Source organism: Candidatus Litorirhabdus singularis, from assembly GCF_026262625.1.
GTDB classification, from domain to species: Bacteria; Pseudomonadota; Gammaproteobacteria; order Pseudomonadales; family Halieaceae; genus Litorirhabdus; species Litorirhabdus singularis.
Genome location: NZ_SHNN01000001.1, coordinates 195374 through 220938 on the forward strand (window position 1 = coordinate 195374; position 25565 = coordinate 220938).

At 52.8% G+C, this 25565-nt stretch carries 27 protein-coding genes; all 27 read right to left on the minus strand.

The window, feature by feature from the left end; translation table 11 throughout:
* Positions 1-6: 6 nt before the first annotated feature.
* The 27 genes from rplR to rplJ all read right to left on the minus strand — a co-directional run bounded on the left by rplR (position 7) and on the right by rplJ (position 25552).
* A complete protein-coding gene (gene rplR, locus EYC98_RS00910; RefSeq protein ID WP_279243420.1) occupies positions 7-357 on the minus strand; it encodes a 50S ribosomal protein L18 in 351 nt (116 codons plus the stop codon).
* Positions 358-365: 8 nt separating this feature from the next.
* On the minus strand, positions 366-893 hold the full coding sequence (gene rplF / locus EYC98_RS00915; protein ID WP_279243421.1) for a 50S ribosomal protein L6: 528 nt from the start codon (positions 891-893) through the stop codon (positions 366-368).
* 29 nt (positions 894-922) lie between these two features.
* On the minus strand, positions 923-1318 hold the full coding sequence (gene rpsH, locus EYC98_RS00920) for a 30S ribosomal protein S8 (RefSeq protein WP_279243422.1): 396 nt from the start codon (positions 1316-1318) through the stop codon (positions 923-925).
* A gap of 50 nt (positions 1319-1368) precedes the next feature.
* A complete protein-coding gene (rpsN, locus tag EYC98_RS00925) occupies positions 1369-1674 on the minus strand; it encodes a 30S ribosomal protein S14 (protein ID WP_279243423.1) in 306 nt (101 codons plus the stop codon).
* Between the two features lie 20 nt (positions 1675-1694).
* Entirely contained in the window at positions 1695-2234 is a 540-nt protein-coding gene (gene rplE, locus EYC98_RS00930) for a 50S ribosomal protein L5 (protein ID WP_279243424.1), read from the minus strand.
* Positions 2235-2249: 15 nt separating this feature from the next.
* A complete protein-coding gene (gene rplX, locus EYC98_RS00935; RefSeq protein WP_279243425.1) occupies positions 2250-2564 on the minus strand; it encodes a 50S ribosomal protein L24 in 315 nt (104 codons plus the stop codon).
* Between the two features lie 30 nt (positions 2565-2594).
* On the minus strand, positions 2595-2963 hold the full coding sequence (gene rplN / locus EYC98_RS00940) for a 50S ribosomal protein L14 (protein ID WP_279243426.1): 369 nt from the start codon (positions 2961-2963) through the stop codon (positions 2595-2597).
* 23 nt (positions 2964-2986) lie between these two features.
* Entirely contained in the window at positions 2987-3253 is a 267-nt protein-coding gene (gene rpsQ / locus EYC98_RS00945) for a 30S ribosomal protein S17 (RefSeq protein ID WP_279243427.1), read from the minus strand.
* Positions 3253-3447 (minus strand): 50S ribosomal protein L29, encoded by a 195-nt coding sequence (gene rpmC, locus EYC98_RS00950; RefSeq protein ID WP_279243428.1) that lies wholly within the window; start codon positions 3445-3447, stop codon positions 3253-3255. The genes rpsQ and rpmC overlap by 1 nt, the downstream gene beginning before the upstream one ends.
* A complete protein-coding gene (gene rplP / locus EYC98_RS00955) occupies positions 3447-3860 on the minus strand; it encodes a 50S ribosomal protein L16 (RefSeq protein ID WP_279243429.1) in 414 nt (137 codons plus the stop codon). Before rplP ends, rpmC begins: the two co-directional genes overlap by 1 nt.
* 11 nt (positions 3861-3871) lie before the next feature.
* Positions 3872-4546, minus strand: coding sequence for a 30S ribosomal protein S3 (gene rpsC / locus EYC98_RS00960; RefSeq protein WP_279243430.1), 675 nt, complete (start codon positions 4544-4546; stop codon positions 3872-3874).
* An 18-nt stretch (positions 4547-4564) separates the two neighbouring features.
* Positions 4565-4903, minus strand: coding sequence for a 50S ribosomal protein L22 (gene rplV, locus EYC98_RS00965; protein ID WP_279243431.1), 339 nt, complete (start codon positions 4901-4903; stop codon positions 4565-4567).
* Between the two features lie 26 nt (positions 4904-4929).
* Positions 4930-5202 carry a 30S ribosomal protein S19 gene (gene rpsS, locus EYC98_RS00970; protein ID WP_279243432.1) on the minus strand — a complete coding sequence of 91 codons (273 nt, stop codon included), beginning with the start codon at positions 5200-5202 and terminating at the stop codon, positions 4930-4932.
* Between the two features lie 24 nt (positions 5203-5226).
* The gene (gene rplB / locus EYC98_RS00975; protein ID WP_279243433.1) at positions 5227-6054 is read right to left on the minus strand and encodes a 50S ribosomal protein L2; all 828 of its coding nucleotides are present in this window, start codon (positions 6052-6054) and stop codon (positions 5227-5229) included.
* A gap of 14 nt (positions 6055-6068) precedes the next feature.
* The gene (gene rplW / locus EYC98_RS00980) at positions 6069-6365 is read right to left on the minus strand and encodes a 50S ribosomal protein L23 (RefSeq protein WP_279243434.1); all 297 of its coding nucleotides are present in this window, start codon (positions 6363-6365) and stop codon (positions 6069-6071) included.
* Positions 6362-6979, minus strand: coding sequence for a 50S ribosomal protein L4 (gene rplD, locus EYC98_RS00985; protein ID WP_279243435.1), 618 nt, complete (start codon positions 6977-6979; stop codon positions 6362-6364). Before rplD ends, rplW begins: the two co-directional genes overlap by 4 nt.
* 19 nt (positions 6980-6998) lie before the next feature.
* Positions 6999-7634: a 50S ribosomal protein L3 gene (gene rplC / locus EYC98_RS00990; RefSeq protein WP_279243436.1), complete on the minus strand. Its 636-nt coding sequence runs from the start codon at positions 7632-7634 to the stop codon at positions 6999-7001.
* Between the two features lie 104 nt (positions 7635-7738).
* Entirely contained in the window at positions 7739-8050 is a 312-nt protein-coding gene (rpsJ, locus tag EYC98_RS00995; RefSeq protein WP_279243437.1) for a 30S ribosomal protein S10, read from the minus strand.
* Positions 8051-8167: 117 nt separating this feature from the next.
* Positions 8168-11155, minus strand: coding sequence for a fused MFS/spermidine synthase (locus EYC98_RS01000; protein ID WP_279243438.1), 2988 nt, complete (start codon positions 11153-11155; stop codon positions 8168-8170).
* Positions 11156-11426: 271 nt separating this feature from the next.
* Positions 11427-12650, minus strand: a complete 1224-nt coding sequence (tuf, locus tag EYC98_RS01005) for an elongation factor Tu (protein ID WP_279243439.1) — start codon at positions 12648-12650, stop codon at positions 11427-11429.
* Between the two features lie 19 nt (positions 12651-12669).
* Positions 12670-14772 carry an elongation factor G gene (gene fusA, locus EYC98_RS01010; RefSeq protein WP_279243440.1) on the minus strand — a complete coding sequence of 701 codons (2103 nt, stop codon included), beginning with the start codon at positions 14770-14772 and terminating at the stop codon, positions 12670-12672.
* Positions 14773-14796: 24 nt separating this feature from the next.
* Positions 14797-15267 carry a 30S ribosomal protein S7 gene (rpsG, locus tag EYC98_RS01015; RefSeq protein ID WP_279243441.1) on the minus strand — a complete coding sequence of 157 codons (471 nt, stop codon included), beginning with the start codon at positions 15265-15267 and terminating at the stop codon, positions 14797-14799.
* Between the two features lie 113 nt (positions 15268-15380).
* Positions 15381-15752, minus strand: a complete 372-nt coding sequence (gene rpsL / locus EYC98_RS01020; protein ID WP_279243442.1) for a 30S ribosomal protein S12 — start codon at positions 15750-15752, stop codon at positions 15381-15383.
* Positions 15753-16046: 294 nt separating this feature from the next.
* Positions 16047-20270, minus strand: a complete 4224-nt coding sequence (gene rpoC, locus EYC98_RS01025) for a DNA-directed RNA polymerase subunit beta' (protein ID WP_279243443.1) — start codon at positions 20268-20270, stop codon at positions 16047-16049.
* A 70-nt stretch (positions 20271-20340) separates the two neighbouring features.
* The gene (gene rpoB / locus EYC98_RS01030; RefSeq protein ID WP_279243444.1) at positions 20341-24411 is read right to left on the minus strand and encodes a DNA-directed RNA polymerase subunit beta; all 4071 of its coding nucleotides are present in this window, start codon (positions 24409-24411) and stop codon (positions 20341-20343) included.
* Positions 24412-24602: 191 nt separating this feature from the next.
* On the minus strand, positions 24603-24980 hold the full coding sequence (gene rplL / locus EYC98_RS01035; RefSeq protein ID WP_279243445.1) for a 50S ribosomal protein L7/L12: 378 nt from the start codon (positions 24978-24980) through the stop codon (positions 24603-24605).
* A 41-nt stretch (positions 24981-25021) separates the two neighbouring features.
* Positions 25022-25552 carry a 50S ribosomal protein L10 gene (gene rplJ / locus EYC98_RS01040; RefSeq protein ID WP_279243446.1) on the minus strand — a complete coding sequence of 177 codons (531 nt, stop codon included), beginning with the start codon at positions 25550-25552 and terminating at the stop codon, positions 25022-25024.
* Between the last annotated feature and the right edge of the window lie 13 nt (positions 25553-25565).

Consider the following 25565-nt stretch of genomic DNA (forward strand, 5'->3'; position numbering starts at 1 on the left):
TAAACCCTAGAATTCCAATCCATTTTCACGAGCAGCGTCGGCCAGTGCCTTGACCCTACCGTGATACTTGAAGCCAGAGCGGTCAAATGCCACGCTCTCGATGCCAGCGGCCTTGGCACGCTCGGCAACCAACTTACCTACTTCCGCCGCAGCGCCTACGTTGCCGGTGCTGCCACCGCGCAAGCTGCTGTCCAACGTAGAGGCACTAGCCAATACGCGGTCTCCGCTAGGAGCCAGAACCTGCGCATAAATATGGCGAGGCGTACGGTGCACACTCAGGCGATTAACACCCAGATCACGAATCTTAGCTCGTGCACGCCGTGCTCGGCGCAGTCTTGAATCATTTTTAGCGCTCATAACTATACCTACTTCTTCTTGGCTTCCTTACGACGGACGTACTCATCCGCGTAGCGAACACCTTTGCCCTTATAAGGCTCCGGCGGACGGAAGGCGCGAATTTCTGCCGCTGCCTGGCCCACGGCCTGCTTGTCTATACCTTTTACTATAATTTCAGTCTGACTCGGTGTCTCCGCAGACAACCCTTCTGGCAACTCGTATACAACCGGATGCGAGAAACCCAGGGACAGGTTCAACGACTTACCCTGCGAAGCCACACGATAACCAACGCCGTTGAGAACCAGCTTCTTCTCCCAGCCTTCACTAACGCCTAACACCATGTTATTAACCAGCGCACGAGTGGTGCCGGACATAGCGATGCCTTTCTTGTTGCGGGCTGCGAAAGTCAAAGAACCTTCTTCTTGCTTGATCTCAACATCCTGATGGACGGTCAAATCAAGCGAACCTTTACCACCCTTTATGGAGAAAGCCTGGCCGTCAATTTTGACTTCCACTCCCTTAGGCAGGTTTACTGGACTACTTGCGACTCTGGACATAGTGAACGCTCTTCAAAAAATTCTTGATTCTAAAATACGGTGCAAAGTACTTCGCCGCCGATACCAGCTTCACGAGCTGCACGATCTGTCATCACACCTTTACTGGTAGATATAATGGCGACACCAAGTCCACTGCGGACACTAGGCAAATCACCTTTACCAGAATAAGAGCGCAAACCAGGTCGGCTAGCACGGTCAATTTCTGCAATAACCGGCTTCCCTTCAAAGTACTTCAGTTCTACACGAATAGTGGGCTTGCCTGCGCTTTCAACACTAGCGTAATCGGCAATATAACCTTCGTCCTTTAACACAGCACATACAGCTGCTTTAACATTTGCCGCCGGAAAGTCTACGGTGGGCTTGCCCGCCATCTGCGCATTGCGAATTCGGGTCAGCATATCTGCCAGGGGATCTTGCATGGTCATAATTCGTTACTCTTCTCTCAACTTTTGGCTCTGAAACAACTCAGGGCTAATTACCAGCTGGCCTTGACCAGACCGGGCACATCACCGCGCATTGCTGCTTCACGCAACTTATTACGGCACAGACCAAACTTACGATAAACACCATGTGGGCGGCCGGTAATCTGGCACCGAGCACGCTGGCGCACTGGGCTAGCATCGCGAGGCAGTTTCTGAAACTTGACCTGCGCATCCCACTTTTCTTCATCACTTGCGTCAACGCTACTCAGAATTGCTTTCAACTCTGCGCGCTTAGCTGCAAATTTTGCCACGGTACGCGTCCGTTTGTGCTCACGCGCTATCATCGATTTCTTAGCCATCTGTATCGAGCCTCTTTTTACTAGCTTCTGAGCGGGAAGTTGAATGCACGCATCAGTGCGCGACCTTCATCATCCGTTCTAGCTGTCGTAGTAATCGTAATATCCAGTCCGCGCAGTGCATCTACCTTGTCGTAATCGATCTCAGGAAAGATGATTTGCTCGGTAACGCCCATCGCAAAGTTGCCACGGCCGTCGAAAGACTTGGGGCTAATGCCGCGAAAGTCACGAATACGCGGAATAGCTATACTGATCAAGCGCTCCAGGAATTCGTACATACGCTCGCCACGCATAGTTACTTTGCAGCCTATCGGCCAGCCTTCACGTACCTTAAATCCGGCAATAGAACGACGAGCAAGGGTAACGACGGGCTTTTGTCCGGCGATGCTTTGCATATCGCCTACCGCGTTTTCCAGTACTTTTTTGTCGCCCAGCGCTTCACCAACACCCATGTTCAAGGTGATCTTGGTGATACGAGGAATTTCCATCACGTTCTTCAGACCCAGCTCTTCTAACAGCTTGGGTGCGAGTTCGCTTTTGTATACTTCTTTCAGAGTCGCCATTTTTCCGTCGTCCGCTTATGCGTCTATCGCTTCGCCAGTAGATTTAAAGATACGCACCTTGGTATCGCCATCAACACGAAAGCCAACACGATCCGCCTTACTGCTCTCCGGGTTGAAGATCGCCACATTAGAGACCTGAATCGGCGCCTCTTGTTCGACAATCCCACCGGGAACTCCCATTTGTGGGTTGGGCTTGGTGTGCTTCTTAACCATATTGACACCGGATACCAACAACTTATTGTTGTCGAGTACCTTCTGTACTTTGCCGCGCTTACCCTTGTCCTTACCGGCCAGGATAATCACTTCATCATCACGCTTAATCTTGAACATTTCTCTTCCTCTCTCTGATCTGTGCCGGACTTACAGTACTTCCGGCGCCAGAGAAATAATCTTCATAAACTGTTCACCGCGCAGCTCGCGAGTAACCGGCCCAAAAATACGGGTGCCGACGGGTGCATTCTGTGCGTTAAGCAATACTGCTGCATTATCATCAAACTTGATGAGCGAGCCATCTTGGCGACGCACACCCTTACGAGTCCGCACGACAACAGCAGTCATTACCTGACCTTTCTTAACTTTACCGCGTGGGATAGCTTCCTTGACGGTAACCTTTATCAGGTCTCCGACGCGCGCATACCGACGCTTGGAGCCGCCCAACACCTTGATGCACATAACGCGGCGTGCACCGCTGTTGTCAGCTACATCCAAATACGACTGTGTTTGAATCATGGTCTACTCCAACCTTTAAGCACTTATACCTGGACGGCGCTTTCTTCGATGTTCAGCAACTTCCAGCTTTTCAGCTTGGAAATTGGACGCGATTCCTGAACGGTTACCAAATCACCAACTCCACACTCATTTTTCTCATCGTGAGCATGAATCTTTGATGAACGAGTGATGTACTTACCGTAGACCGGGTGCTTTACCCGACGCTCAATAAGAACACTAACGGTCTTGTCCATCTTGTTGCTGACAACACGACCAGTCACTGTACGACCTGTAGTTTCGTTTGCTGACATTATTCTGTACCTGCTTTCTGTGTGAGCACAGTCTTGACCCGCGCGATGTCGCGCTGATTCTCTTGCAACAAGTGCGACTGACCCAGCTGGCCTGTGGACTTCTGCATGCGCAGCTTGAACTGCTGTTCACGCAAGGTCAGAAGTGCCTTATTCAGGTCCTCAACAGACTTTTCACGCAATTCGCTAGCTTTCATCACATCACCGACCGTTTAACAAATGCTGTTTCTACCGGAATCTTGGCCGACGCCAGAGCAAAGGCTTCACGCGCCAATTCCTCTGTTACGCCCTGTACTTCATAGAGTACTTTGCCAGGCTGAACCTGAGCGACCCAATATTCCACGTTTCCCTTACCTTTACCCTGCCTGACTTCAAGCGGCTTGGTGGTTATTGGCTTATCGGGGAAAACCCGAATCCAAATTTTTCCACCACGCTTAATGTGACGGGTCATCGCACGACGAGCGGCTTCGATCTGCCGCGCAGTAATACGACCACGCCCTACCGCCTTCAAGCCATACTCGCCAAAGCTGACCTTGCTGCCGCGTTGTGCCAGACCACGATTACGGCCTTTGTGCATCTTGCGAAATTTTGTACGCTTAGGTTGAAGCATCTGCGTAGCCCTTAATTAGTTGCTGTCTTCTTGGCAGAAGCATCGGCCTGCTCATCGCCGCCGATTACTTCGCCCTTGAATATCCATACCTTGACACCCAGGATGCCGTAGGTAGTCGCCGCCTCAAAGGTGGCGTAATCGATGTCGGCGCGCAGTGTGTGCAACGGCACCCGACCTTCTCTATACCATTCAGACCGCGCAATCTCTGCTCCGCCCAAACGACCGCCAATTTGCACCTTTATACCCTGTGCACCCTGACGCATAGCATTTTGTACAACACGCTTCATCGCGCGTCGAAACATAACCCGACGCTCGAGCTGCTGAGCAACGTTCTGTGCTACCAGCCGCGCATCCAGATCAGGCTTACGAATTTCCTCGATATTGATGTGCACGGGCACACCCATTTTCTCGGTCAAAATCTTACGCAGCTTGTCGACATCCTCGCCCTTGCGGCCGATCACGATACCGGGGCGCGCCGTGTGAATGGTAATGCGCGCGGTCTGTGCAGGGCGTTCAATAACGATACGGCTCACGGACGCGTGGTCCAGGGCTTTTTCGATATACGCACGCACTTCCAGATCGGTAATCAGGTTTTTGGCGTAACTCCGGCTATCCGCATACCACACCGAAGTGTGCTCTTTTACGATTCCTAAACGGATACCTGTTGGATGTACTTTCTGACCCATGTTGGTCGTCTCCTAGACTCAGCTTTCGCCGTCTGCAACTTTTACGGTGATATGACAGCTACGCTTTAATATACGATCAGCGCGACCCTTGGCACGGGGGCGCAAGCGCTTCATGGTCATACCCTCATCCACGAAGATAGTCGAAACTTTAAGCTCATCGACATCTGCACCTTCGTTGTTCTCGGCATTAGCTATCGCCGAGTCCAGCACCTTCTTGACGATCTGCGCAGCTTTCTTGTTGCTGAACGACAGCACATCCAAAGCCTCTTCAACACCCTTGCCTCGCACTTGGTCAGCGACCAAACGGACTTTCTGTGCTGAGATCTGCGCACCTTTCAATCTTGCTGCAACTTCCATCACTAAACCTCTATCTCAAACCAGCACTAACGTGCTTTCTTGTCTGCTGTGTGCCCGCGATAGGTGCGAGTGGCAGCAAATTCGCCCAACTTGTGTCCGACCATGTCTTCGCTGACTGATACGGGTATATGTTGACGCCCGTTATGAACAGCAATGGTCAAACCCACCATGTCGGGTGAAATCATGGAACGACGCGACCAGGTCTTGATGGGGCGACGATCGTTAGCTTCTACGGCTGCCTCGACTTTTTTCATCAAGTGCAGATCGATAAATGGACCTTTTTTAAGTGAACGCGGCACAGTCTATTCCTCTATTATCCGGTCTTACTTCTTACCACGGGGACGAACAATCAAATTGCCAGTCCGCTTATTCTTACGAGTCTTATAGCCTTTAGTAGGCGTACCCCAAGGCGATACCGGGTGACGACCACCAGAGGTACGACCTTCACCACCACCATGTGGGTGATCTACCGGGTTCATCGCAACACCACGAACCGTGGGACGAACACCGCGCCAGCGCGCTGCGCCAGCCTTACCCAATTTACGTAGGCTATGCTCACTGTTGCTGACTTCGCCCATGGTGGCACGGCACTCAGACAACACCTTACGCATCTCACCTGAACGTAAACGCACAGTCGCGTACTGACCTTCACGAGCCACCAATTGAACCGATGCGCCGGCGCTACGTGCAATTTGCGCACCCTTGCCAGGCTTAAGCTCAATACAATGAATCACACTACCAACCGGGATATTACGCAGCGGCAGTGTATTACCTGTCTTGATCGGCGCCATCTGACCTGACTGCAGGATATCTCCAGCAGACACACCGCGAGGAGCGATAATGTAACGGCGCTCACCGTCACTGTACTTCAACAGTGCTATGTGTGCGGTACGGTTAGGATCATATTCCAGACGCTCAACCTCAGCAGGAATACCATCTTTGTTACGCTTGAAATCTATAATCCGGTAATGCTGTTTGTGACCACCACCGATATGACGGGTAGTGATACGACCATTGTTGTTGCGGCCGCCATTGCGGGTCTGCTTTTCAAGTAACGGCTTATACGGCTCGCCCTTGTGCAGCTCCTCATTGACAACGCTAACAACAAAGCGGCGCCCTGGAGAAGTTGGTTTTCTTTTAACAATTGCCATCTTAAACCTGCTCCTTACTCAGCCACGGCAAAGTCGATGTCTTGACCTTGCTCTAGCCGTACATAGGCTTTTTTCCAGGTGGGACGTGAAGAAAAGCCATAGCGATTACGCTTAACCTTGCCTTTAACTTTCAACGTCTGCACATTCTCAACCTTGACCTTGAACAATTGCTCAACGGCCTTTTTAACTTCCAGCTTGGTAGCGTCAATAGCCACCCGAAAGACATACTGGTTGTTCAGGTCTGCGACAATCGCTGCTTTCTCAGAGACGTGCGGACCTTCCAGCACCTGAAATACGCGCTCCTGGTTCATCCCAACATCTCCTCAATCTTTTTCAGTGCGTCAACCGTGACCACGACCTTGTCGTAGGCGATCAAGCTAACAGGATCAACACCGTCAACATCACGTACGTCTACTTTGTGCAGGTTGCGTGATGCCAGATAGAGATTCTCGTCTATCTCGGCAGATACAATCAGCACGCTATCCAGTCCGTAGTCAGCCAACTGCTTGACCAACAACTTGGTCTTGGGCTCTTCAACAGCCAGGCTTTCAACTACTACCAATCGTTCTTGGCGAGCAAGCTCGGATACAATCGAACGCAGCGCCGCGCGGTACATCTTGCGGTTAACCTTCTGACTATGATCCTGCGGCTGCGCGGCAAACGTTACGCCACCTGAACGCCAGATGGGCGAACGGATGGTGCCGGCACGAGCTCGGCCTGTACCTTTTTGACGCCAGGGCTTCTTACCACCACCCCGGACAGCCGCGCGATTTTTCTGTGCACGCGTACCCTGACGAGCCCCTGCCATGTAGGCAGTAACAACCTGGTGAACCAGGTCCTCGTTGTATTCACGCGCGAAGGCAACATCTGATACAGATACTTTTCCAGCATCAGCGTTGCCAGGCTTCACAATACTCAATTCCACGTTTGAGACCCCCTAAACCTTATGCTTTGACCGCGGGACGTATGATCACGTCTCCGCCTGGAGCGCCGGGGACGGCTCCCTTAATGAGCAACAAGTTGCGCTCACTGTCGACCCGGACAACCTGCAGCCCCTGAGTCGTAACGTTCGCCGACCCCATATGTCCTGCCATTTTCTTGCCTTTCCAGACCCGACCCGGTGTCTGGCACTGCCCGATAGAACCGGGAGCACGGTGCGACAATGAGTTGCCGTGGGTAGCGTCCTGCATGGTGAAGTTCCAGCGCTTGATAGCACCCTGGAAGCCCTTGCCCTTGGATTTTCCCGCTACATCAACCATTTGGCCATCTTCGAAATTGGCCACGGTGATTTCAGAACCAACCTCAGGAGCTTCTTCTGAAGCGTCCAAGCGGAATTCCCAAAGACCGGAACCGGCCTCGACTCCTGCCTTGGCAAAATGTCCTGCTGCTGATTTGCTGACGCGACTGGGGCGGCGTGAACCTGCTGTCACCTGAATTGCGCGATAGCCATCGCTATCTGCGTCTTTGACCTGCGTAACGCGATTGGGTTGAACCTCAATCACAGTTACCGGAATTGATGCGCCGTCTTCGGTAAAAACACGAGTCATACCGGACTTACGGCCGACTAAACCAATAGTCATGTTGCTATCCTCTCAGTGTACGGGGCTTAACCCTCTATGGCCGCTCATTTCTGAGCGTTACACACTCCCGGGTGCCACTTTTCCGGGAGTTTGTCTAATTTTTTTTAACCTAAACTAATTTGTACTTCGACACCTGCCGCCAAATCCAATTTCATCAAAGCGTCCACAGTCTTCTCAGTGGGCTCTACGATATCCAGGAGACGCTTGTGTGTACGAATTTCGTACTGGTCACGCGCATCTTTGTTGACGTGTGGAGAAACCAGAATGGTGTAACGCTCTTTACGAGTAGGCAAAGGAATAGGACCTTTAACCTGCGCACCGGTACGCCGGGCCGTTTCAACAATCTCCTGAGTAGACGTATCTATCAGGCGATGATCGAATGCTTTCAAGCGGATACGGATACGTTGACTCTGCATTTGATCGAACTCCAACCATGTCTTCAAAAGCCGGGGGGACGCATAGGTACCCCCCGAAAAAGGAAGGCGAATTCTAGTGGGGAGTCAGGGTAGTGTCAACCTACAATTGGAACTAATTTAGGGGGTTATGCCAGTATCTGTTCGGCCGCCGGCTGCAAGCCAAGCGGCCAGCACCTGAGAATCCAGCTCCATCACCCCGTTACCCTGCTGCGAAGCCGCAAAGCTGGCGCCTTGCCGGGACTCACCGAGGCGGGCATAGGCCGCCAACATATGCAGAATGCGATAATTCCAGAAACCCGCTACGTCGTAGCGATAATCTACTAACAGCCTACCCAGGCGCAGGATTTCTTTGTCATCGCGCGCCGAAACCGCTTGAAAGAAACCAAACGTGGCCTGTAAGTGCGGCTCCAGTTGGGAATAACAGGTGCTGCCTAGCAACGCGTTCCAGAACGGGGTGATCTGATCAGGCTCACCGTATACTGACGTAACGTCCGACAGCCACACCGCATCGCCCAGCCAGCCATCCTCAACCATCTGCGGATTACATCGATACAATAGTCTACTGACACTAACCGCAGCTTCGTAAGCCAGCCGCGACTGCTCAGGATCAACATCCGCCCCTAACTGTAACCCATTGCGAAACAGGTCACTGACAACCCTGGCCTCAGCGGCCCGGCGCGGCACGACATGCGAGGGCGCGGCGCTTTGCTCCCTCAATACCCGTCGCTGGCGGTCTTTATCGACCAGCAGCCAAATCCGATTTAGTCGCTGCAGCTGCGCTTCACCGCGGTCCAAAAACCGAGCCCGCTCTGCATGCTGGTCTACATAGGGCTGGTAATCGGAGTTCTCAGGAAATGAAGTCCCGCTCAGCAAAGGCCGCAGCATGCTCGCGTCGACCAATAAGCGACTTTCCAGGTCAGCCCTATTATTGACACCGATTCTAGCCAGCTCCTGCTGTAACTCCGGGCTGGCAACTATGTCCCCGGGGCGCGGCAGGCGGCCCTCGCTGACACCCATGATAATAAGGTCTGAATCTGCGCCCAGATAAACCGCATAGTCATCAAATGCGGCAGCAAAAGCCTTGAACACGCTAAAGGCCAGTTCCAGATCAAACTCATAAAGCTGCAGCCACTGGGTATAGATACCACCGGGGTTGAGATACTTTTTCACCTCTTGGTAATGTTCGTGGGAGAATAACCCGGCCACACCGCTCACCCAGGGGTTACTCGGCTCAGATACAATCAGGTCGTAGTGCTGCTGACGCACACTGAAAAAAGTACGCGCATCTTCTATATGCACCTGACTTCGCGGATCTGTATAGGCGCGCTCCACCGGGGCGCCGAACAACCGGGCACCGGCGACCATCGCTGGCTCAATCTCTATAGTATCAACGCGCTCCAATGGCTCCGATCCCAGCAGGGTATGGGTACTCATGCCCGAACCAAAGCCAATCACTGCGGCGGTGCGCGCGGCTGGCAGCAATGACAGCGGTAAAGCAGCCAGTAACTTCATGGTTTCTTCATCGCCATCAACTGGATTAGGCGCCGGACTTATCGAGGCGTCGGTTTTGCCATTGGTGGCAATCGACATATAACCGTCGACATCTTTAATGACCGCTATTGAGGCGGTGCGGCCGTCACGGTGAAACACCACCTTAGTATCGGCGGGATACAGCAGCCCCGTGCGATACACACTGGAAGCCATACGCAGAGTGTCAAAAGAACTGAAAACAAATACCACCGATAGACCGACCGCACCCGCCACTAAAGTCACCAGCACACGTTGCGATGAGCCTGTACTCAACATTAACCAGAGCGCCAAGCCCACATCGATGCAAGCACCTAACAGTAGCGTCGTGCGTAAACCCAGCAAGGGCAGCAAGACTAATGCCGCCAGACCAACCCCCACTATTGCGCCCAGAGTATTCAGTGCATAAACATGACCGCTGGCGCGCTCTCCATAACCACTGTGTCCCAGGGTCGCAGTGACAATCGGCAAGGTCATCCCGGCACAGATGGTGGCGGGCAACATCACCAGCATCGCCAGCGCGAAGCTCGCCAGCTTGTAAGCCACATAGCCCTGCTCATTACGGGCCAAGCCCTGCATCATATGAGCCATCAAATCGAACAACTGGTTGTAGAACAGCAAGGTCGCCGCTGCCAACAGGCCCATCAGCAGTTGAATCCATGCCAAAGTTACCAACGGCTCACGCAGGTGATCAATACGGCGGCGGATCCACCAACCACCCAGGGCCAAGCCCAGAATAAAGCTGGCCAGCATCAACTCAAAAGCGTTGGTAGCGCTGCCTAGCACCATAGTCAGCATCCGAATCCAGACTATTTCGTAGATGAAGGAGGCAAGGCCGGTCAAGGCCGCACAAGCCAGCAGAATTCGGTAAACACGCCTGGAATCATCACCCTCAAAAACAGGCAGCGGCGGCGATACCGGCACGGCGGCAACCACGGGGGCCGTGCAAAAAACCAGTAGCGCCACCGCCAGCGCTACGCCGATATTGAGAAGACCCGCTAATTGCACCGTGCCGGGCAGACCCAAGAGCTTAATAAGCACCATGCCACTGGCCAGTACGCCGACCGCGGCACCAAAACTGTTGCCGGCGTACAGCAACCCAAGCCACTCGCCGCGGCGCTCTGGCGAGCGCTCTATGACACCTTCAGCCATCAGCGGAAAGGTGGTTCCCAACAGAATCGACGGCGGCAATATCAGCAACACGCCCGCCAGCCACTTAAACAACAGCGCCAGCGTCTCAGAACCTGCTGCCGGCAGCACCACCTCAAAGGCAAGGCTGAGGAGCTGCACAAAGGCCTCATGAAAGAGCAGCGCATAGACCCCTATCGCCGCTTCGGCTGCCGCATACAACAGCAGCAGTCGGCGCCCTGAACCACTCAGTGTTGCAGCCCACCATGAACCCAAAGCCAACCCCCCCATAAAAGTGGCGAGCACCAGCGCCTGCGCATAAGCAGCATGACCCAGAAATAACTTCAGGTAATGAGTCCAGATAGACTGATAGATCAAGCCGGAAAAACCGGAAACCACAAAGATAATGGCCAGCAGCGGAATCACCCAGCGTTCGGGGAGTTTGTTCACAGCCTGGAGTCTAGCAATTGTGGACCCGGTTGGGTCTGCTGAGTAAGCACGGCATTGTCGGGGGTCCAGTCACGGCGGGGCATACCAAACTGTATTACAGAACCGTTCAGCGGGAAAGAGCACAGGATGATTGATGGACCGAGATGTCTGTGCTGATACAAAAAACCCCAGCCTGGGCTGGGGTTTTGAGGTGCTTCTGATGCAGTGATTGGGCTTGGAGTGCGATTCTGGTCGAATCAATTCGACCACCCGATCACTGCGACCCTCGATATTACTCGATGATCTTCGCTACAACACCAGCGCCAACAGTACGACCGCCTTCACGAATCGCAAAACGCAGGCCTTCTTCCATTGCAATCGGCGCAATCAACGTCGCTACCATTTGCACGTTGTCGCCAGGCATAACCATCTCAACACCTTCAGGCAATTCACACGCACCAGTTACATCCGTAGTACGGAAGTAAAACTGCGGACGATAGCCCTTGAAGAACGGTGTATGACGACCACCTTCGTCTTTCGACAGAATGTAGACTTCTGCCTCAAACTTGGTGTGCGGGTTAACACTGCCAGGCTTGGCCAGTACTTGACCACGCTCAACGTCTTCACGCTTGGTACCACGCAGCAGAACACCAACGTTCTCGCCAGCACGGCCTTCGTCAAGCAGCTTACGGAACATCTCAACACCGGTACAGGTAGTCTTCTGAGTGTCACGGATACCGATAATCTCGATTTCCTCACCAACCTTCACAATGCCACGCTCAACACGACCGGTTACAACCGTACCGCGACCAGAGATTGAGAACACGTCCTCAACCGGCATCAGGAACGGCTGATCAATCGCACGCTCAGGCTGCGGAATGTAAGCATCCAGAGTTTCAAGCAATGTCTTAACAGCTGTAGTGCCCAGCTCGTTAGTATCTTCGCCATTCAACGCCATCAGCGCTGAACCACAGATGATCGGAGTGTCGTCACCCGGGAACTCGTACATATCGAGCAGCTCACGCAGCTCCATCTCGACCAGCTCTTTCATCTCTTCGTATTCTTCTGACTCAGCACCGCCGCAATCTTCAGCCAGCAGGTCAGCCTTGTTCAGGAACACGACAATGTAAGGTACGCCAACCTGACGTGACAGCAGGATGTGCTCACGGGTCTGCGGCATAGGGCCGTCAGTCGCGCCACATACCAGAATAGCGCCGTCCATCTGCGCAGCACCGGTGATCATGTTCTTCACATAATCCGCGTGCCCAGGGCAATCAACGTGAGCGTAGTGACGATCAGGCGTCTCGTACTCAACGTGAGAAGTCGCAATAGTAATACCGCGCTCTCTTTCTTCAGGCGCATTATCAATACCATCAAATGCAACCATTTCTCCGCCCCAGACTTCCGCACAAACGCGGGTAAGCGCTGCAGTCAGGGTGGTTTTACCGTGGTCAACGTGACCAATGGTGCCCACATTCAAGTGAGGCTTGCTACGTTCAAATTGTGCTTTTGCCATCTTAAGTCACCTTAACTAATTAACTGTTCTTGGAAATAATTTCTTGTGCGATATTGCTTGGAGCCTCAGCGTACTTGTTGAACTCCATGGTGTAGGTCGCCCGACCCTGGGTTGCAGAGCGCAGATCTGTGGCATAACCGAACATCTCGGCCAAGGGCACATCAGCCGTCACGACTTTACCCATTGGGCTTTCAGTCATGCCGCCTATGATGCCACGACGACGGTTAAGATCACCCACCACGTCACCCATATTCAATTCTGGTGTTACCACCTCCACCGCCATTACCGGCTCGAGTAACACAGCGCCACCGACCTGGGCCAACTGCTTACACGCCAGTGAGCCTGCAATCTTGAACGCCATTTCATTGGAGTCGACGTCGTGGAAGGAGCCATCATAGAGCGTCGCTTTCAGGCCCAGCAGCGGATAGCCAGCCAACACACCGTTTTGCATTTGCTCTTCGATGCCCTTGGAAACGGCCGGGATGTATTCACGCGGCACGGTACCACCGACGATCTCGTTCACAAACTCTAGACCTTCGGCGTTCTCGTCTTCGGCAGGCTCAAACTTAACCCAGACATGACCGTACTGGCCACGTCCGCCCGACTGACGCACAAACTTGCCTTCAATCTCAGATATATTGCGTATAGCTTCGCGGTAAGCAACCTGCGGCTTACCTATGTTGGCCTCGACGCTGAACTCACGCCGCATTCGGTCAACCAGAATATCGAGGTGCAACTCCCCCATTCCGGAGATAATCGTCTGCCCGGTCTCTTCATCGGTCTTGACCCGAAAAGAGGGATCTTCCTGCGCCAGCTTACCTAGCGCAATACCCATCTTCTCCTGGTCTGCCTGCGAACGCGGCTCAACTGCCACGGAAATAACGGGCTCTGGAAACTCCATTCGCTCCAGCACAATCGGCTTGTCAATCGAGCACAAGGTATCGCCGGTGGTCACGTCTTTAAGACCCACGGCGGCGGCAATATCACCCGCCAGTACTTCTTTGATTTCTTCACGGTTATTCGAATGCATCTGTACCATGCGCCCAACCCGTTCTTTCTTTTGCTTGACCGAGTTATAAACCGCTGTACCGCCTTCCAGCTTGCCGGAGTAAACCCGGAAGAAAGTCAGCGTACCCACAAACGGGTCGGTTGCAATCTTGAACGCTAATGCGGCAAACGGGGCGTCATCTTCAGCCAGCCGAGTATCAATGGTCTCGCCATCATCCAGAGTGCCTTCGATCGCCTTAACTTCTTGCGGCGACGGCATGTAGTCAATGACCGCATCCAACATGGCCTGCACACCCTTATTCTTGAAGGCTGAGCCGCCCAATACCGGGATAATCTCATTGGCCAGAGTACGGGCGCGAATGCCGGACTTGATTTCTTCTTCTGACAGCTCCTCACCTTCGAGGTACTTGTTCATCAGTTCATCGTTGGCTTCCGCAGCCGCCTCCACCATGTTTTCACGCATGCTGGCACAGATATCCAACAGATCTTCCGGAATTTCCTGGTAGTCGAAGGTCATGCCCATATCATCTTCGTTCCAGATGATGGCCTTGTTCTTCACCAGATCAACGACGCCCCTGAAGTTCTCTTCAGCACCAATCGTCATCTGCAGCGGTACCGGGTCAGCACCCAGACGTTCGCGTAGCTGCTCAACCACCATGTCGAAATCAGCGCCAGCACGATCCATTTTGTTGACGAACACCATGCGCGGCACTTCATACTTATTGGCTTGACGCCAAACGGTCTCGGTCTGCGGTTGCACGCCCGATGACCCACACAGAACCACTACGGCTCCATCCAGGACGCGCAGAGAGCGCTCTACTTCAATCGTAAAATCAACGTGCCCGGGAGTATCAATAATATTGATGCGGTGCTGCTCGAATTGCTGCTGCATTCCCGACCAGAAACAGGTGGTGGCAGCAGAAGTAATGGTAATACCACGCTCCTGCTCCTGTTCCATCCAGTCCATGGTGGCGGCGCCATCATGAACCTCACCTATCTTGTGCGAAAGGCCCGTGTAAAACAGCACGCGCTCAGTGGTAGTGGTTTTACCCGCATCCACATGAGCGCAAATCCCGATATTACGATATCGGTCAATGGGTGTTTTACGAGCCACAGTACCTTCCCTATCGTGAGCGCTTTAGAAGCGGTAGTGCGAGAAGGCCCGGTTGGCTTCAGCCATGCGATGCACGTCTTCACGTTTCTTGACTGCATTACCCTTGCCCTGAGAGGCATCGATAATTTCACCAGCCAGGCGCTGACGCATGGATTTTTCACCGCGGTTACGTGCGTAATCTACCAACCAGCGCATGGCCAAAGCCATACGACGAGATGGGCGCACTTCAACAGGCACCTGGTAGGTAGCACCACCCACACGGCGAGACTTAACTTCAACCATCGGCGCAATGTTCTCGAGCGCTGCGTCGAATGCCTCAATGGGATCGCCAGAAAGCTTTTCTTTGACCTGGTCTAGTGCGCCGTAAACAATGCTCTCTGCTACGGACTTCTTACCACTGACCATGACGTGGTTCATGAACTTTGCCAATGTCACGTTGCCATATTTGGGATCTGGCAATACCTCGCGTTTGGCGACTACTCTTCTTCTGGGCATATTAGCCTCTCTTCTGTCTTCAGGTGATCCGGATACCAACCTGCCACATAAGCGGGGGAGGCAGCGTTCCGGCCTTACTTTTTTGGTTCTTCTGCTATAAAGCTATAACGGTGTTACTTAGGACGTTTGGCGCCATACTTAGAGCGTGCTTGCTTACGCGAAGACACACCAGAAGTATCCAGACTGCCACGTACAGTGTGATAACGCACACCAGGCAAGTCTTTGACACGACCACCACGAATCAGAACCACACTGTGCTCCTGCAGGTTGTGACCTTCACCACCGATGTACGAAGAAACTTCGTAACCGTTGGTCAGGCGCACCCGGCAGACTTTACGCAAAGCTGAGTTAGGCTTCTTGGGAGTAGTCGTGTACACGCGAGTACATACACCACGGCGCTGCGGGCAGCTTTGCAGGGCAGGTACGTCACTTTTCACTACGTTACGCTTCCTAGGCTTACGAACCAACTGGTTAATCGTTGCCATTAAATAGAAACTCCATTACTAGTTTTCAGGCCGCAAGGCGGCACCCTCAAAATGAGGGAGGCGGCATTCTATAGACGCCCCAGCTTACAGTCAAGCTATTCCCTTACCGCTTAACCCACTGTAACCCTATGTCTAGCCTGATCTGGCGATACTAACGCCACTATAAAAGTTGCCTGAAGTAGCAACCAGATGAAAAAAGGCCCACCGCTAAGGATGAGCCCTTTGGACGCGGGGGCGGTAAACCCTCGCGGTATATCAACGGCCTTCTACTGCAGGCCGAAGCGCTAGAAGTGACTAGCTGTCGGCTCGCAGCGCTTCGGTCAGAGCCGCTTCGATTTCCTGCACGCTCACCGTACCTTCCTCAGAAGTTCTGGTAGCCTTCTTGCGCTTGCGCTCGGCGTGATAGGTAAGACCGGTACCCGCTGGTATCAGACGACCTACAACCACGTTCTCCTTCAAGCCACGCAGACGATCGCGCTTGCCAGTAACTGCCGCTTCCGTCAGTACGCGGGTAGTCTCCTGGAAAGATGCCGCTGAGATAAAGCTCTCAGTAGCCAGCGAAGCCTTGGTGATACCCAGCAAGTCACGCTGACCTTTTGCCGAAATCAGACCTTCAGCCAGCAGTCGCTCATTCTCAACCAGGAAGGTCGTGTGCTCTACCTGCTCACCTTTAATCAGCGTGGAGTCACCGGAAGCTGTGATAGTTACTTTGCGCAACATCTGGCGCACGATAACCTCAATATGCTTGTCGTTGATCTTCACACCCTGCAGGCGATACACGTCCTGAATCTCGTTGACGATGTACTTGGCCAGTTCCTCGATACCCTTGAGTCGCAAAATATCGTGCGGGCTCGGCGGGCCTTCTGAAACCACTTCACCCTTCTCGACTTGCTCACCTTCAAACACTGACAGGTTACGCCACTTCGGAATCAGTGCTTCGTAGTGATCACTGCCGTCAGCCAAGGTTGATCCATCGGTGGGAGTAATAACCAGTCGACGCTTGCCCTTGGTCTCTTTACCGAAGCTAACGGTACCGGAGATTTCCGCCAAGATGGCAGGCTCCTTCGGCTTACGCGCTTCAAACAGGTCAGCAACACGCGGCAGACCACCCGTGATATCACGAGTCTTGGAACCTTCCTGCGGAATCCGTGCAATCACGTCACCAATACCGATCTCGGCACCATCTTCCATGCTGATAATCGCATTAGCAGGCAGGAAGTAGTGTGCCGGCACATTGGTATCAGCCAGGCACAGTTCCTTACCTTTCGCATCCATCAGGCTCACAGCAGGACGCATGTCCTTACCAGCCGCGGGACGCTCAGCCGGGTCAATCACCGAAATGCTGGACAGACCGGTCAGTTCGTCAGTCTGGCGGCGGATAGTAATACCCTCCTCCATACCGGAGAACTTCACGATGCCCGCCACTTCAGTAATGATGGGGTGAGTGTGCGGATCCCAGGAAGCAACTACAGCACCAGCGTCTACCTGTGTGTTATCCGCTACTCGGATAGTCGCACCGTAAGGCAGCTTGTAGCGCTCACGCTCACGACCACGGGCATCAACCATCGCCAGTTCGCCAGAGCGCGACACTGCAACCAGGTTGCCATCGGTGCGCGAAACAAACTTGAGGTTGTGCAGGCGCAAAGTACCGTCTGCCTTAACGGCAATATTATCAACGGCAGTATTCCGCGAAGCGGCGCCACCAATGTGGAAGGTACGCATAGTAAGCTGAGTACCCGGCTCACCAATTGACTGAGCTGCAACGACGCCAACGGCCTCGCCCATATTAACTCTGTGTCCACGAGCCAGGTCGCGTCCGTAACAGGTAGAGCAAATGCCATGACGAGTTTCGCAAGTAATCGGCGAACGCACTTCAATTTCATCGATACCCATTTCTTCCAGACGGGCAATCCACAGCTCGTCCAGCATGGTACCAGCGGTAACGGCAAACTCATCTTCTGAGCCAGGACGCAGTACATCGCGACACACGATACGACCCAACACCCGATCACCCAGTGATTCGATGATGTCTCCACCTTCAATTACCGGTGTCATCAACAGGCCGTGATCGGTACCACAGTCTTCTTCTGTCACTACCAGATCCTGGGCAACATCCACCAGACGACGAGTCAGGTAACCGGAGTTAGCCGTCTTCAATGCAGTATCAGCCAGACCCTTACGAGCTCCGTGAGTAGAGATAAAGTACTGAAGTACGTTCAAACCCTCACGGAAGTTGGCGGTAATAGGCGTCTCAATGATCGAGCCGTCTGGCTTGGCCATCAGACCACGCATACCCGCCAGCTGACGAATCTGGGCGGGCGAACCCCGCGCGCCAGAGTCTGCGTAAATATAAACCGCGTTAAAGGAATCCTGTTGCACGGTTTCACCGTCGCTATTAACAACATCTTCCTTGCTCAGGCCTTCCATCATCGCTTTCGACACCAAGTCATTAGCGCGCGACCAGATATCGATAACCTTGTTGTACTTCTCACCCTGAGTTACCAGACCGGAAGCATACTGATCTTCGATCTCCTTAACTTCAGAGTCCGCCTCACCAATGATGCGAGCCTTGGCTGTTGGGATTTCGAAGTCGTTGACACCGATAGAAGCACCTGACTTGGTTGAGTACTCATAACCTGTGTACATCAAACGGTCAGCGAAAATTACCGTCGCTTTCAGGCCTACCAAACGGTAGCACTGGTTGATCAAACGCGAGATCGCTTTCTTGGTCATGTTCTGGTTGATCAGATCATAGCCGAGGCCTTCCGGCACAACTTCCCACAACAGTGCACGCCCGACCGTGGTTTCCTTGATCGAGGTGGATGCGTTTTGATCGCCTTCTTCGGTAATGATGTTCTCAAACACACGCACTTTAATACGAGCCTGCAAGTGACAATGGCCAGCTGCGTAAGCGCGATGCACTTCAGTAACATCGGCGAAAATCATGCCTTCGCCCTTGGCATTCACACGCTCACGGGTCATGTAGTAGAGACCCAGTACCACGTCCTGAGATGGCACAATAATCGGCTCGCCACTGGCGGGAGACAGAATATTGTTGGTAGACATCATCAGGGCACGCGCTTCAAGCTGCGCTTCAATGGTCAACGGTACGTGTACCGCCATCTGGTCACCGTCAAAGTCGGCGTTGTAGGCAGCGCAGACCAGTGGGTGTAACTGAATCGCCTTACCTTCAATCAATACCGGCTCAAACGCCTGGATGCCAAGACGGTGCAAAGTAGGTGCGCGGTTAAGCAGTACCGGGTGCTCGCGAATGACTTCTGCGAGAATGTCCCAAACTTCTGGCGGCTCGCGCTCGACCATCTTCTTGGCGGCCTTGATTGTTGTGGCCAGGCCACGCAATTCCAGCTTGCCGAAAATGAACGGCTTAAACAGTTCCAGTGCCATTTTCTTAGGCAGTCCACACTGGTGCAGACGCAGAGTCGGTCCAACCACGATGACGGAACGACCTGAGTAGTCAACTCGCTTACCCAGCAGGTTCTGACGGAAACGACCCTGCTTACCCTTGATCATATCGGCAAGAGATTTCAGCGGACGCTTGTTAGAGCCAGTGATAGCACGACCACGACGACCGTTATCGAGCAACGCATCAACCGATTCCTGCAGCATGCGCTTTTCGTTGCGCACAATAATATCCGGCGCGTTCAGGTCCAGCAGACGCTTGAGACGGTTATTACGGTTAATAACGCGGCGGTACAGATCATTCAGGTCAGAAGTCGCAAAGCGGCCTCCGTCCAGCGGTACCAGCGGACGCAAATCGGGCGGCAGCACCGGCAGTGCGTTAAGCACCATCCACTCGGGCTTGTTGCCAGAAGACGCGAACGCCTCCATCAGCTTCAGGCGCTTGGACAACTTCTTGATCTTGGTCTCAGAGCTGGTCGCTGGAATTTCTTCGCGCAAACGAGCAACTTCCTGCTCGAGATCCAGCTGTATCATCAGCTCCTGGACCGCTTCGGCACCCATCTTGGCGGAAAACTCATCGCCAAATTCTTCCATCGACTCGTAATACTGCTCATCGGTCAGCAGTTGGCCGTGCTCCAGGGTAGTCATACCCGGGTCCACAACCACATACGATTCAAAATACAGCACGCGTTCGATATCACGCAGGGTCATGTCGAGCAGAAGACCGATACGTGAAGGCAGTGATTTCAGGAACCAAATGTGAGCAACCGGACTGGCCAGCTCAATGTGTCCCATACGCTCACGGCGCACTTTTGCCAAGGCAACTTCAACGCCACACTTTTCGCAGATCACTCCGCGATGCTTGAGGCGCTTATACTTGCCACACAGGCATTCGTAATCTTTTACCGGGCCAAAAATCTTGGCGCAAAACAGTCCATCACGCTCTGGTTTAAAAGTCCGGTAGTTAATGGTCTCAGGCTTTTTGACTTCACCAAAAGACCAGGACCGAATCATTTCCGGCGATGCGAGGCCAATGCGAATGGCGTCGAACTCTTCATTCTGTCCCTGGGACTTGAGTAGGTTAAGTAAGTCTTTCAAGGCTATTCCTCCACGAGGTTTTTATGCCAAGGGCTGCAAAGCAACCCTATTCGAATCCAAAAAATGTTTGTTACTCTTGTTCCAACTCGATATCAATACCGAGAGAACGTATTTCCTTAACCAACACATTGAAGGACTCGGGCATTCCCGGTTCCATGCGATGATCCCCATCGACAATATTCTTGTACATCTTGGTCCGGCCTGCCACATCGTCCGACTTGACGGTCAGCATTTCCTGCAAGGTGTAAGCCGCACCGTATGCTTCCAGTGCCCACACTTCCATCTCACCAAAACGCTGGCCTCCAAACTGCGCCTTACCACCCAGCGGCTGCTGAGTAACCAGACTGTAGGAGCCGGTTGAACGGGCATGCATCTTGTCATCCACCAAGTGGTTCAGCTTCAGCATATACATGTAACCGACCGTGACATCGCGATCAAACTGGTCACCGGTACGGCCATCGTACAAAGTGAACTGGCCGCTTTCTGGCATATCTGCAAGTTCCAGTAAGTCCTTGATTGAGGACTCAGCGGCGCCGTCAAATACTGGTGTCGCCATAGGCACACCACCGCGCAGGTTCTGCGCCAACTCAAGCACCTCGATATCGCTCAGACCCTTGATGTCTTCCTTGTGTCCAACACCACTGTTATAGATCTGCTCAAGGAACTTCCGCATCTCTCCAACTTTGCGCTGCTCGACCATCATGGCATCAATCTTTTCGCCAAGACCCTTGGCAGCCATTCCCAGGTGAGTTTCCAACACCTGTCCGACGTTCATGCGCGAAGGTACGCCCAGCGGGTTCAGCACGATATCAACCGGCTCTCCCTTCTCGTCATAGGGCATATCCTCAACCGGCATAATGACAGAGATGACACCCTTGTTACCGTGACGTCCAGCCATTTTGTCACCAGGCTGAATACGACGCTTAATAGCCAGATAAACCTTAACAATCTTGAGTACGCCAGGAGCCAGGTCATCGCCACTTTGCAGCTTGCTCTTCTTGTCCTCAAACTTCTCGTCCAGGTATTCACGCTGCGACTCAAGCTGAGTCTGCGCTGCCACCAGCGATTCATTAGTACTAGAGTCAACTTTAAGCTTGAACCACTGCTCGCGCTCAAGTTCAGCAAGCACCTCAGCTGTCAGCACGGTGCCCTTGGACAAGCCGGCTCCGCTAACAGACTTCTTGCCGTCCAGAATACTGACCAGACGAGCAAACATAGCTTCCTCGAAAATCCGGTACTCTTCGTTCAGATCTTTGCGATACTGGTCCAGCTGATGTTTTTCAATCTGCAGGGCACGCGCGTCTTTCTCAAGACCGTCGCGGGTAAATACCTGCACATCGATAACCGTACCTTTAGTGCTGGTCGGCACGCGCTGTGATGTATCTTTAACATCCGACGCTTTCTCACCAAAAATGGCCCGCAGCAGCTTTTCTTCCGGAGTCAGCTGGGTTTCACCTTTCGGCGTCACCTTGCCCACCAGAATATCGCCAGCATCAACCTCGGCTCCGATATAGACGATACCGGACTCATCCAGCTTGGCCAGCGCAGACTCGCCCACATTGGGGATATCCGCAGTAACTTCTTCAGGCCCCAACTTGGTGTCGCGAGCAATACAAGTGAGCTCTTGAATATGAATCGTAGTGAAGCGATCCTCTTTCACGACGCGCTCTGATACCAGAATCGAGTCCTCAAAGTTGTAACCGTTCCAAGGCATAAATGCGATACGCATATTCTGCCCCAGTGCCAGCTCACCCAGATCTACGGAGGGCCCATCTGCGAGAATATCGCCACGCTGAATGGTATCGCCTTCGCGCACAATCGAGCGCTGGTTAATACAGGTATTCTGGTTAGAACGGGTGTACTTGGTCAGATTGTAGATATCAACCGGCGCCTGATCATTATCAACCTCTTCAAGATTGACACGTACCACGATTCGACTGGCATCGACGCTGTCGACAACCCCTGCGCGATGAGCTACCACACAGACACCGGAATCCCGGGCCACGTGACGCTCCATACCCGTACCTACCAGCGGCTTATCAGCACGCAAGGTTGGTACAGCCTGACGCTGCATGTTAGAGCCCATCAGAGCGCGGTTAGCGTCATCGTGCTCCAGGAATGGAATCAGCGACGCAGCAACCGATACAACCTGGCGCGGCGACACATCCATGTAATCAACATCCGCTGGCGGCTTGACCGTAAATTCGTTCATGTGACGAACGGCAACCAGATCTTCAACCAGCTGGTTCTTCTTATCCATCTCAGCCGAAGCCTGAGCGATAACGTGCCCGCCTTCGTTAATGGCAGACAAGTATTCGATGTCGTCAGTGACTATGCCGTCAACCACTTTGCGATAGGGGCTTTCAAGAAAGCCATAATCGTTGGTGCGTGCATAAGTAGCCAGAGAGTTAATCAAACCAATGTTTGGACCTTCAGGAGTCTCAATCGGACATACGCGACCATAGTGAGTCGGGTGTACGTCACGAACTTCAAAACCGGCACGTTCACGGGTCAGACCACCTGGTCCTAGCGCAGAAACACGACGCTTGTGAGTCACTTCCGACAGTGGATTGTTTTGGTCCATAAACTGAGACAGCTGGCTGGAGCCAAAGAATTCTTTGACTGCGGCGGCAACCGGCTTGGCGTTAATAAGGTCCTGAGGCATCAGGCCTTCACTTTCCGCCATGGACAAACGTTCCTTAACAGCGCGCTCTACCCGCACCAGACCCACGCGGAACTGGTTCTCGGCCATTTCACCGACCGAACGCACGCGACGGTTACCGAGGTGATCAATATCATCGACCACGCCTTTACCGTTACGAATATTAATCAGCGTTTTGAGCACTTCTACAATATCTTCACGATCAAGAATACCGCTACCGGTAGACTCTTGACGACCCAGGCGGCGGTTGAACTTCATACGACCAACAGCGGACAGATCGTAACGGTCAGCGGAGAAGAACAGGTTCTGGAACAGATTCTCAGCCGACTCTTTAGTCGGCGGCTCACCAGGACGCATCATGCGGTAGATTTCTACCAGCGCCTCGAGCTCGTTATTGGTGGAATCAACACGGAGGGTATCAGAGATAAACGGTCCGCAATCCAGCTCATTGGTAAACAGGGTTTCCAGCTTGGTAACACCAGCTTCAATCATCTGTGCCAATACTTCTTCCGTTAACTCAGTGTTACAAGCAAACAGTATTTCACCGGTCTTCTCGTCCACGACATTCTTGGCCAGGGAGCGCCCCAGCACGTAGTCATTAGGCACGATCAGCTCGGTAATATTAGCTTCTTCTAATTGGCGAATATGCCGCGCAGTGATACGACGACCAGTCTCGACAACAAGTTTACGCCCAATCTTGATATCAAAGCTGGACACTTCTCCACGCAGACGCTCGGGGATCAGCGTCATCGTGTGCTCGCCTTGGGGGTCGATGTTGAATTCGTTCACATCGTAGAACATCTCCAGAATTTCTTCTGAGCTGTAACCCAGAGCACGCATAAGAATAGTCGCAGGCAATTTGCGGCGACGGTCAATACGTACATAAACCATGTCCTTGGGGTCAAACTCAAAGTCCAACCAGGAACCACGGTAGGGAATCACACGAGCAGAATAAAGCAGCTTGCCAGATGAGTGAGTTTTGCCACGGTCGTGGTCAAAAAATACACCCGGGGAACGGTGTAGCTGAGATACGATAACACGCTCGGTACCGTTGATGACAAAGGTGCCGTTGTCAGTCATGAGAGGAATCTCTCCCATGTAGACTTCTTGCTCCTTGATATCCTTAATCGTTTTGTTAGCCGAATCCTTATCGTAAATGATCAGCCGTACTTTAACGCGAAGTGCTACGGAATAAGTGACACCGCGAAGCTGACATTCATTGACGTCAAAAACGGGGGTGCCCAGAGCGTAATCCACATACTCAAGAGCCGCACTACCGCTGTAGCTGACAATCGGGAATACAGATTTAAATGCGGCATGCAAACCGTGCTCACCACGTTGGTCTAGCGGAGTGCCCACCTGCGTAAATTTGCGATAGGAGTCGAGCTGGATAGCCAGCAGATAAGGCACCTCCATGACCGAAGTCATGACGCCAAAATCCTTACGAATTCGTTTTTTCTCAGTGTACGAGTATGTCATCTGTACTCCCCAGCACGTGTCCTAAAAGGCCACAAAAACATGTGACCTGTTCCCTCCCAGCGGAGGATTTAACTGTCCACGTCGATGATTATCGACCGGACATTATATCGAATCTTTTAAGCGGCAAAAGGCCGGTGGTTAATACCACCAGCCTTCGGCACGTCTTAACAGCTAATGCTGAACAACAGGGCTTACTTAAGCTCTGCTGAACCGCCAGCTTCTACCAACTGCTTGAGGACGTCTTCTGCTTCGTCCTTGGATACGCCTTCCTTAATTGCAGAAGGTGCACCGTCAACCAGTCCCTTGGCTTCTTTCAGGCCAAGACCGGTAACCGCACGAACAACCTTAATGACGTTCACTTTCTTCTCACCAGCAGAAGTCAGCATTACGTCAAATTCAGTCTGCTCTTCAGCAGCAGCAGCGGCTTCGCCGCCAGCAGCTGGAGCGGCAGCAACAGCTGCAGCAGCGGTAACACCGAACTTTTCTTCCATTGCTTCGATGAGCGCAACGATATCCATTACGCTCATTTCTGCGATTGCATCTAATATTTCGTCTTTAGACAGAGCCATGACCCTAATCTCCTGTTTACTTAGCTAAATTTTCAGACTGCTTACGCTGCCTGCTCTTTCTGATCGCGAACAGCTGCTACTGTACGTACCAGCTTGCTGGGAACTGCGTTCATTGTTTGTACCAGCTTGGTAGCCGGCGCAAGGATGACACTCATCAACATCGAGAGTCCTTGATCACGCGTCGGCAGTTTGGCCAATACATCCAATTGTTCAGCGCCCAGTAACTGACCACTAACCGCTAGTGCTTTCACCTCGAACTCATCGTTCGATTTGGCAAAATCTTTAAAAAGTCTTGCCGCTGCGCCAGGATCTTCCATAGAAAATCCGAACAGGGAAGGACCGGTGAGTGTCTCAGAGACACACTCGTATTCGGTACCCTCAAATGCGCGCCTGGCCAGAGTGTTCCGCACTACGCGGAGCATAATCTGGTTTTCGCGAGCATCCCTGCGCAGTGCAGTCATCTCATCCACGGTACAGCCACGTGCATCGGCTATAACCAGTGAAAGTGCACTGGAGGCAGTCTCGTTAACGTCAGCAACGATCGCTTTCTTGTCTTCGAGTCCAATTGCCACTGGAATTACTCCA

Bases quoted from the DNA above. Each gene is read 5' to 3' on its own strand.
- rpmC (WP_279243428.1), bottom strand. From the start codon at position 3,447: ATGAAAGCTAGCGAATTGCGTGAAAAGTCTGTTGAGGACCTGAATAAG.
- tuf (WP_279243439.1), bottom strand. From the start codon at position 12,650: ATGGCAAAAGCACAATTTGAACGTAGCAAGCCTCACTTGAATGTGGGC.
- rplN (WP_279243426.1), bottom strand. From the start codon at position 2,963: ATGATTCAAACACAGTCGTATTTGGATGTAGCTGACAACAGCGGTGCA.
- rpsN (WP_279243423.1), bottom strand. From the start codon at position 1,674: ATGGCTAAGAAATCGATGATAGCGCGTGAGCACAAACGGACGCGTACC.
- rplR (WP_279243420.1), bottom strand. From the start codon at position 357: ATGAGCGCTAAAAATGATTCAAGACTGCGCCGAGCACGGCGTGCACGA.
- rplP (WP_279243429.1), bottom strand. From the start codon at position 3,860: ATGCTTCAACCTAAGCGTACAAAATTTCGCAAGATGCACAAAGGCCGT.
- rplB (WP_279243433.1), bottom strand. From the start codon at position 6,054: ATGGCAATTGTTAAAAGAAAACCAACTTCTCCAGGGCGCCGCTTTGTT.
- rpoB (WP_279243444.1), bottom strand. From the start codon at position 24,411: ATGACATACTCGTACACTGAGAAAAAACGAATTCGTAAGGATTTTGGC.
- rplF (WP_279243421.1), bottom strand. From the start codon at position 893: ATGTCCAGAGTCGCAAGTAGTCCAGTAAACCTGCCTAAGGGAGTGGAA.
- rpsG (WP_279243441.1), bottom strand. From the start codon at position 15,267: ATGCCCAGAAGAAGAGTAGTCGCCAAACGCGAGGTATTGCCAGATCCC.
- rpsL (WP_279243442.1), bottom strand. From the start codon at position 15,752: ATGGCAACGATTAACCAGTTGGTTCGTAAGCCTAGGAAGCGTAACGTA.
- rpsC (WP_279243430.1), bottom strand. From the start codon at position 4,546: ATGGGTCAGAAAGTACATCCAACAGGTATCCGTTTAGGAATCGTAAAA.
- rplV (WP_279243431.1), bottom strand. From the start codon at position 4,903: ATGGAAGTTGCAGCAAGATTGAAAGGTGCGCAGATCTCAGCACAGAAA.
- rpsH (WP_279243422.1), bottom strand. From the start codon at position 1,318: ATGACCATGCAAGATCCCCTGGCAGATATGCTGACCCGAATTCGCAAT.
- rplX (WP_279243425.1), bottom strand. From the start codon at position 2,564: ATGTTCAAGATTAAGCGTGATGATGAAGTGATTATCCTGGCCGGTAAG.
- rpsQ (WP_279243427.1), bottom strand. From the start codon at position 3,253: ATGTCAGCAAACGAAACTACAGGTCGTACAGTGACTGGTCGTGTTGTC.
- rplC (WP_279243436.1), bottom strand. From the start codon at position 7,634: ATGACTATTGGTTTAGTCGGCCGTAAGTCCGGTATGACTCGTGTTTTT.
- rplL (WP_279243445.1), bottom strand. From the start codon at position 24,980: ATGGCTCTGTCTAAAGACGAAATATTAGATGCAATCGCAGAAATGAGC.
- rpsJ (WP_279243437.1), bottom strand. From the start codon at position 8,050: ATGCAGAGTCAACGTATCCGTATCCGCTTGAAAGCATTCGATCATCGC.
- rplW (WP_279243434.1), bottom strand. From the start codon at position 6,365: ATGAACCAGGAGCGCGTATTTCAGGTGCTGGAAGGTCCGCACGTCTCT.
- rplE (WP_279243424.1), bottom strand. From the start codon at position 2,234: ATGGCGACTCTGAAAGAAGTATACAAAAGCGAACTCGCACCCAAGCTG.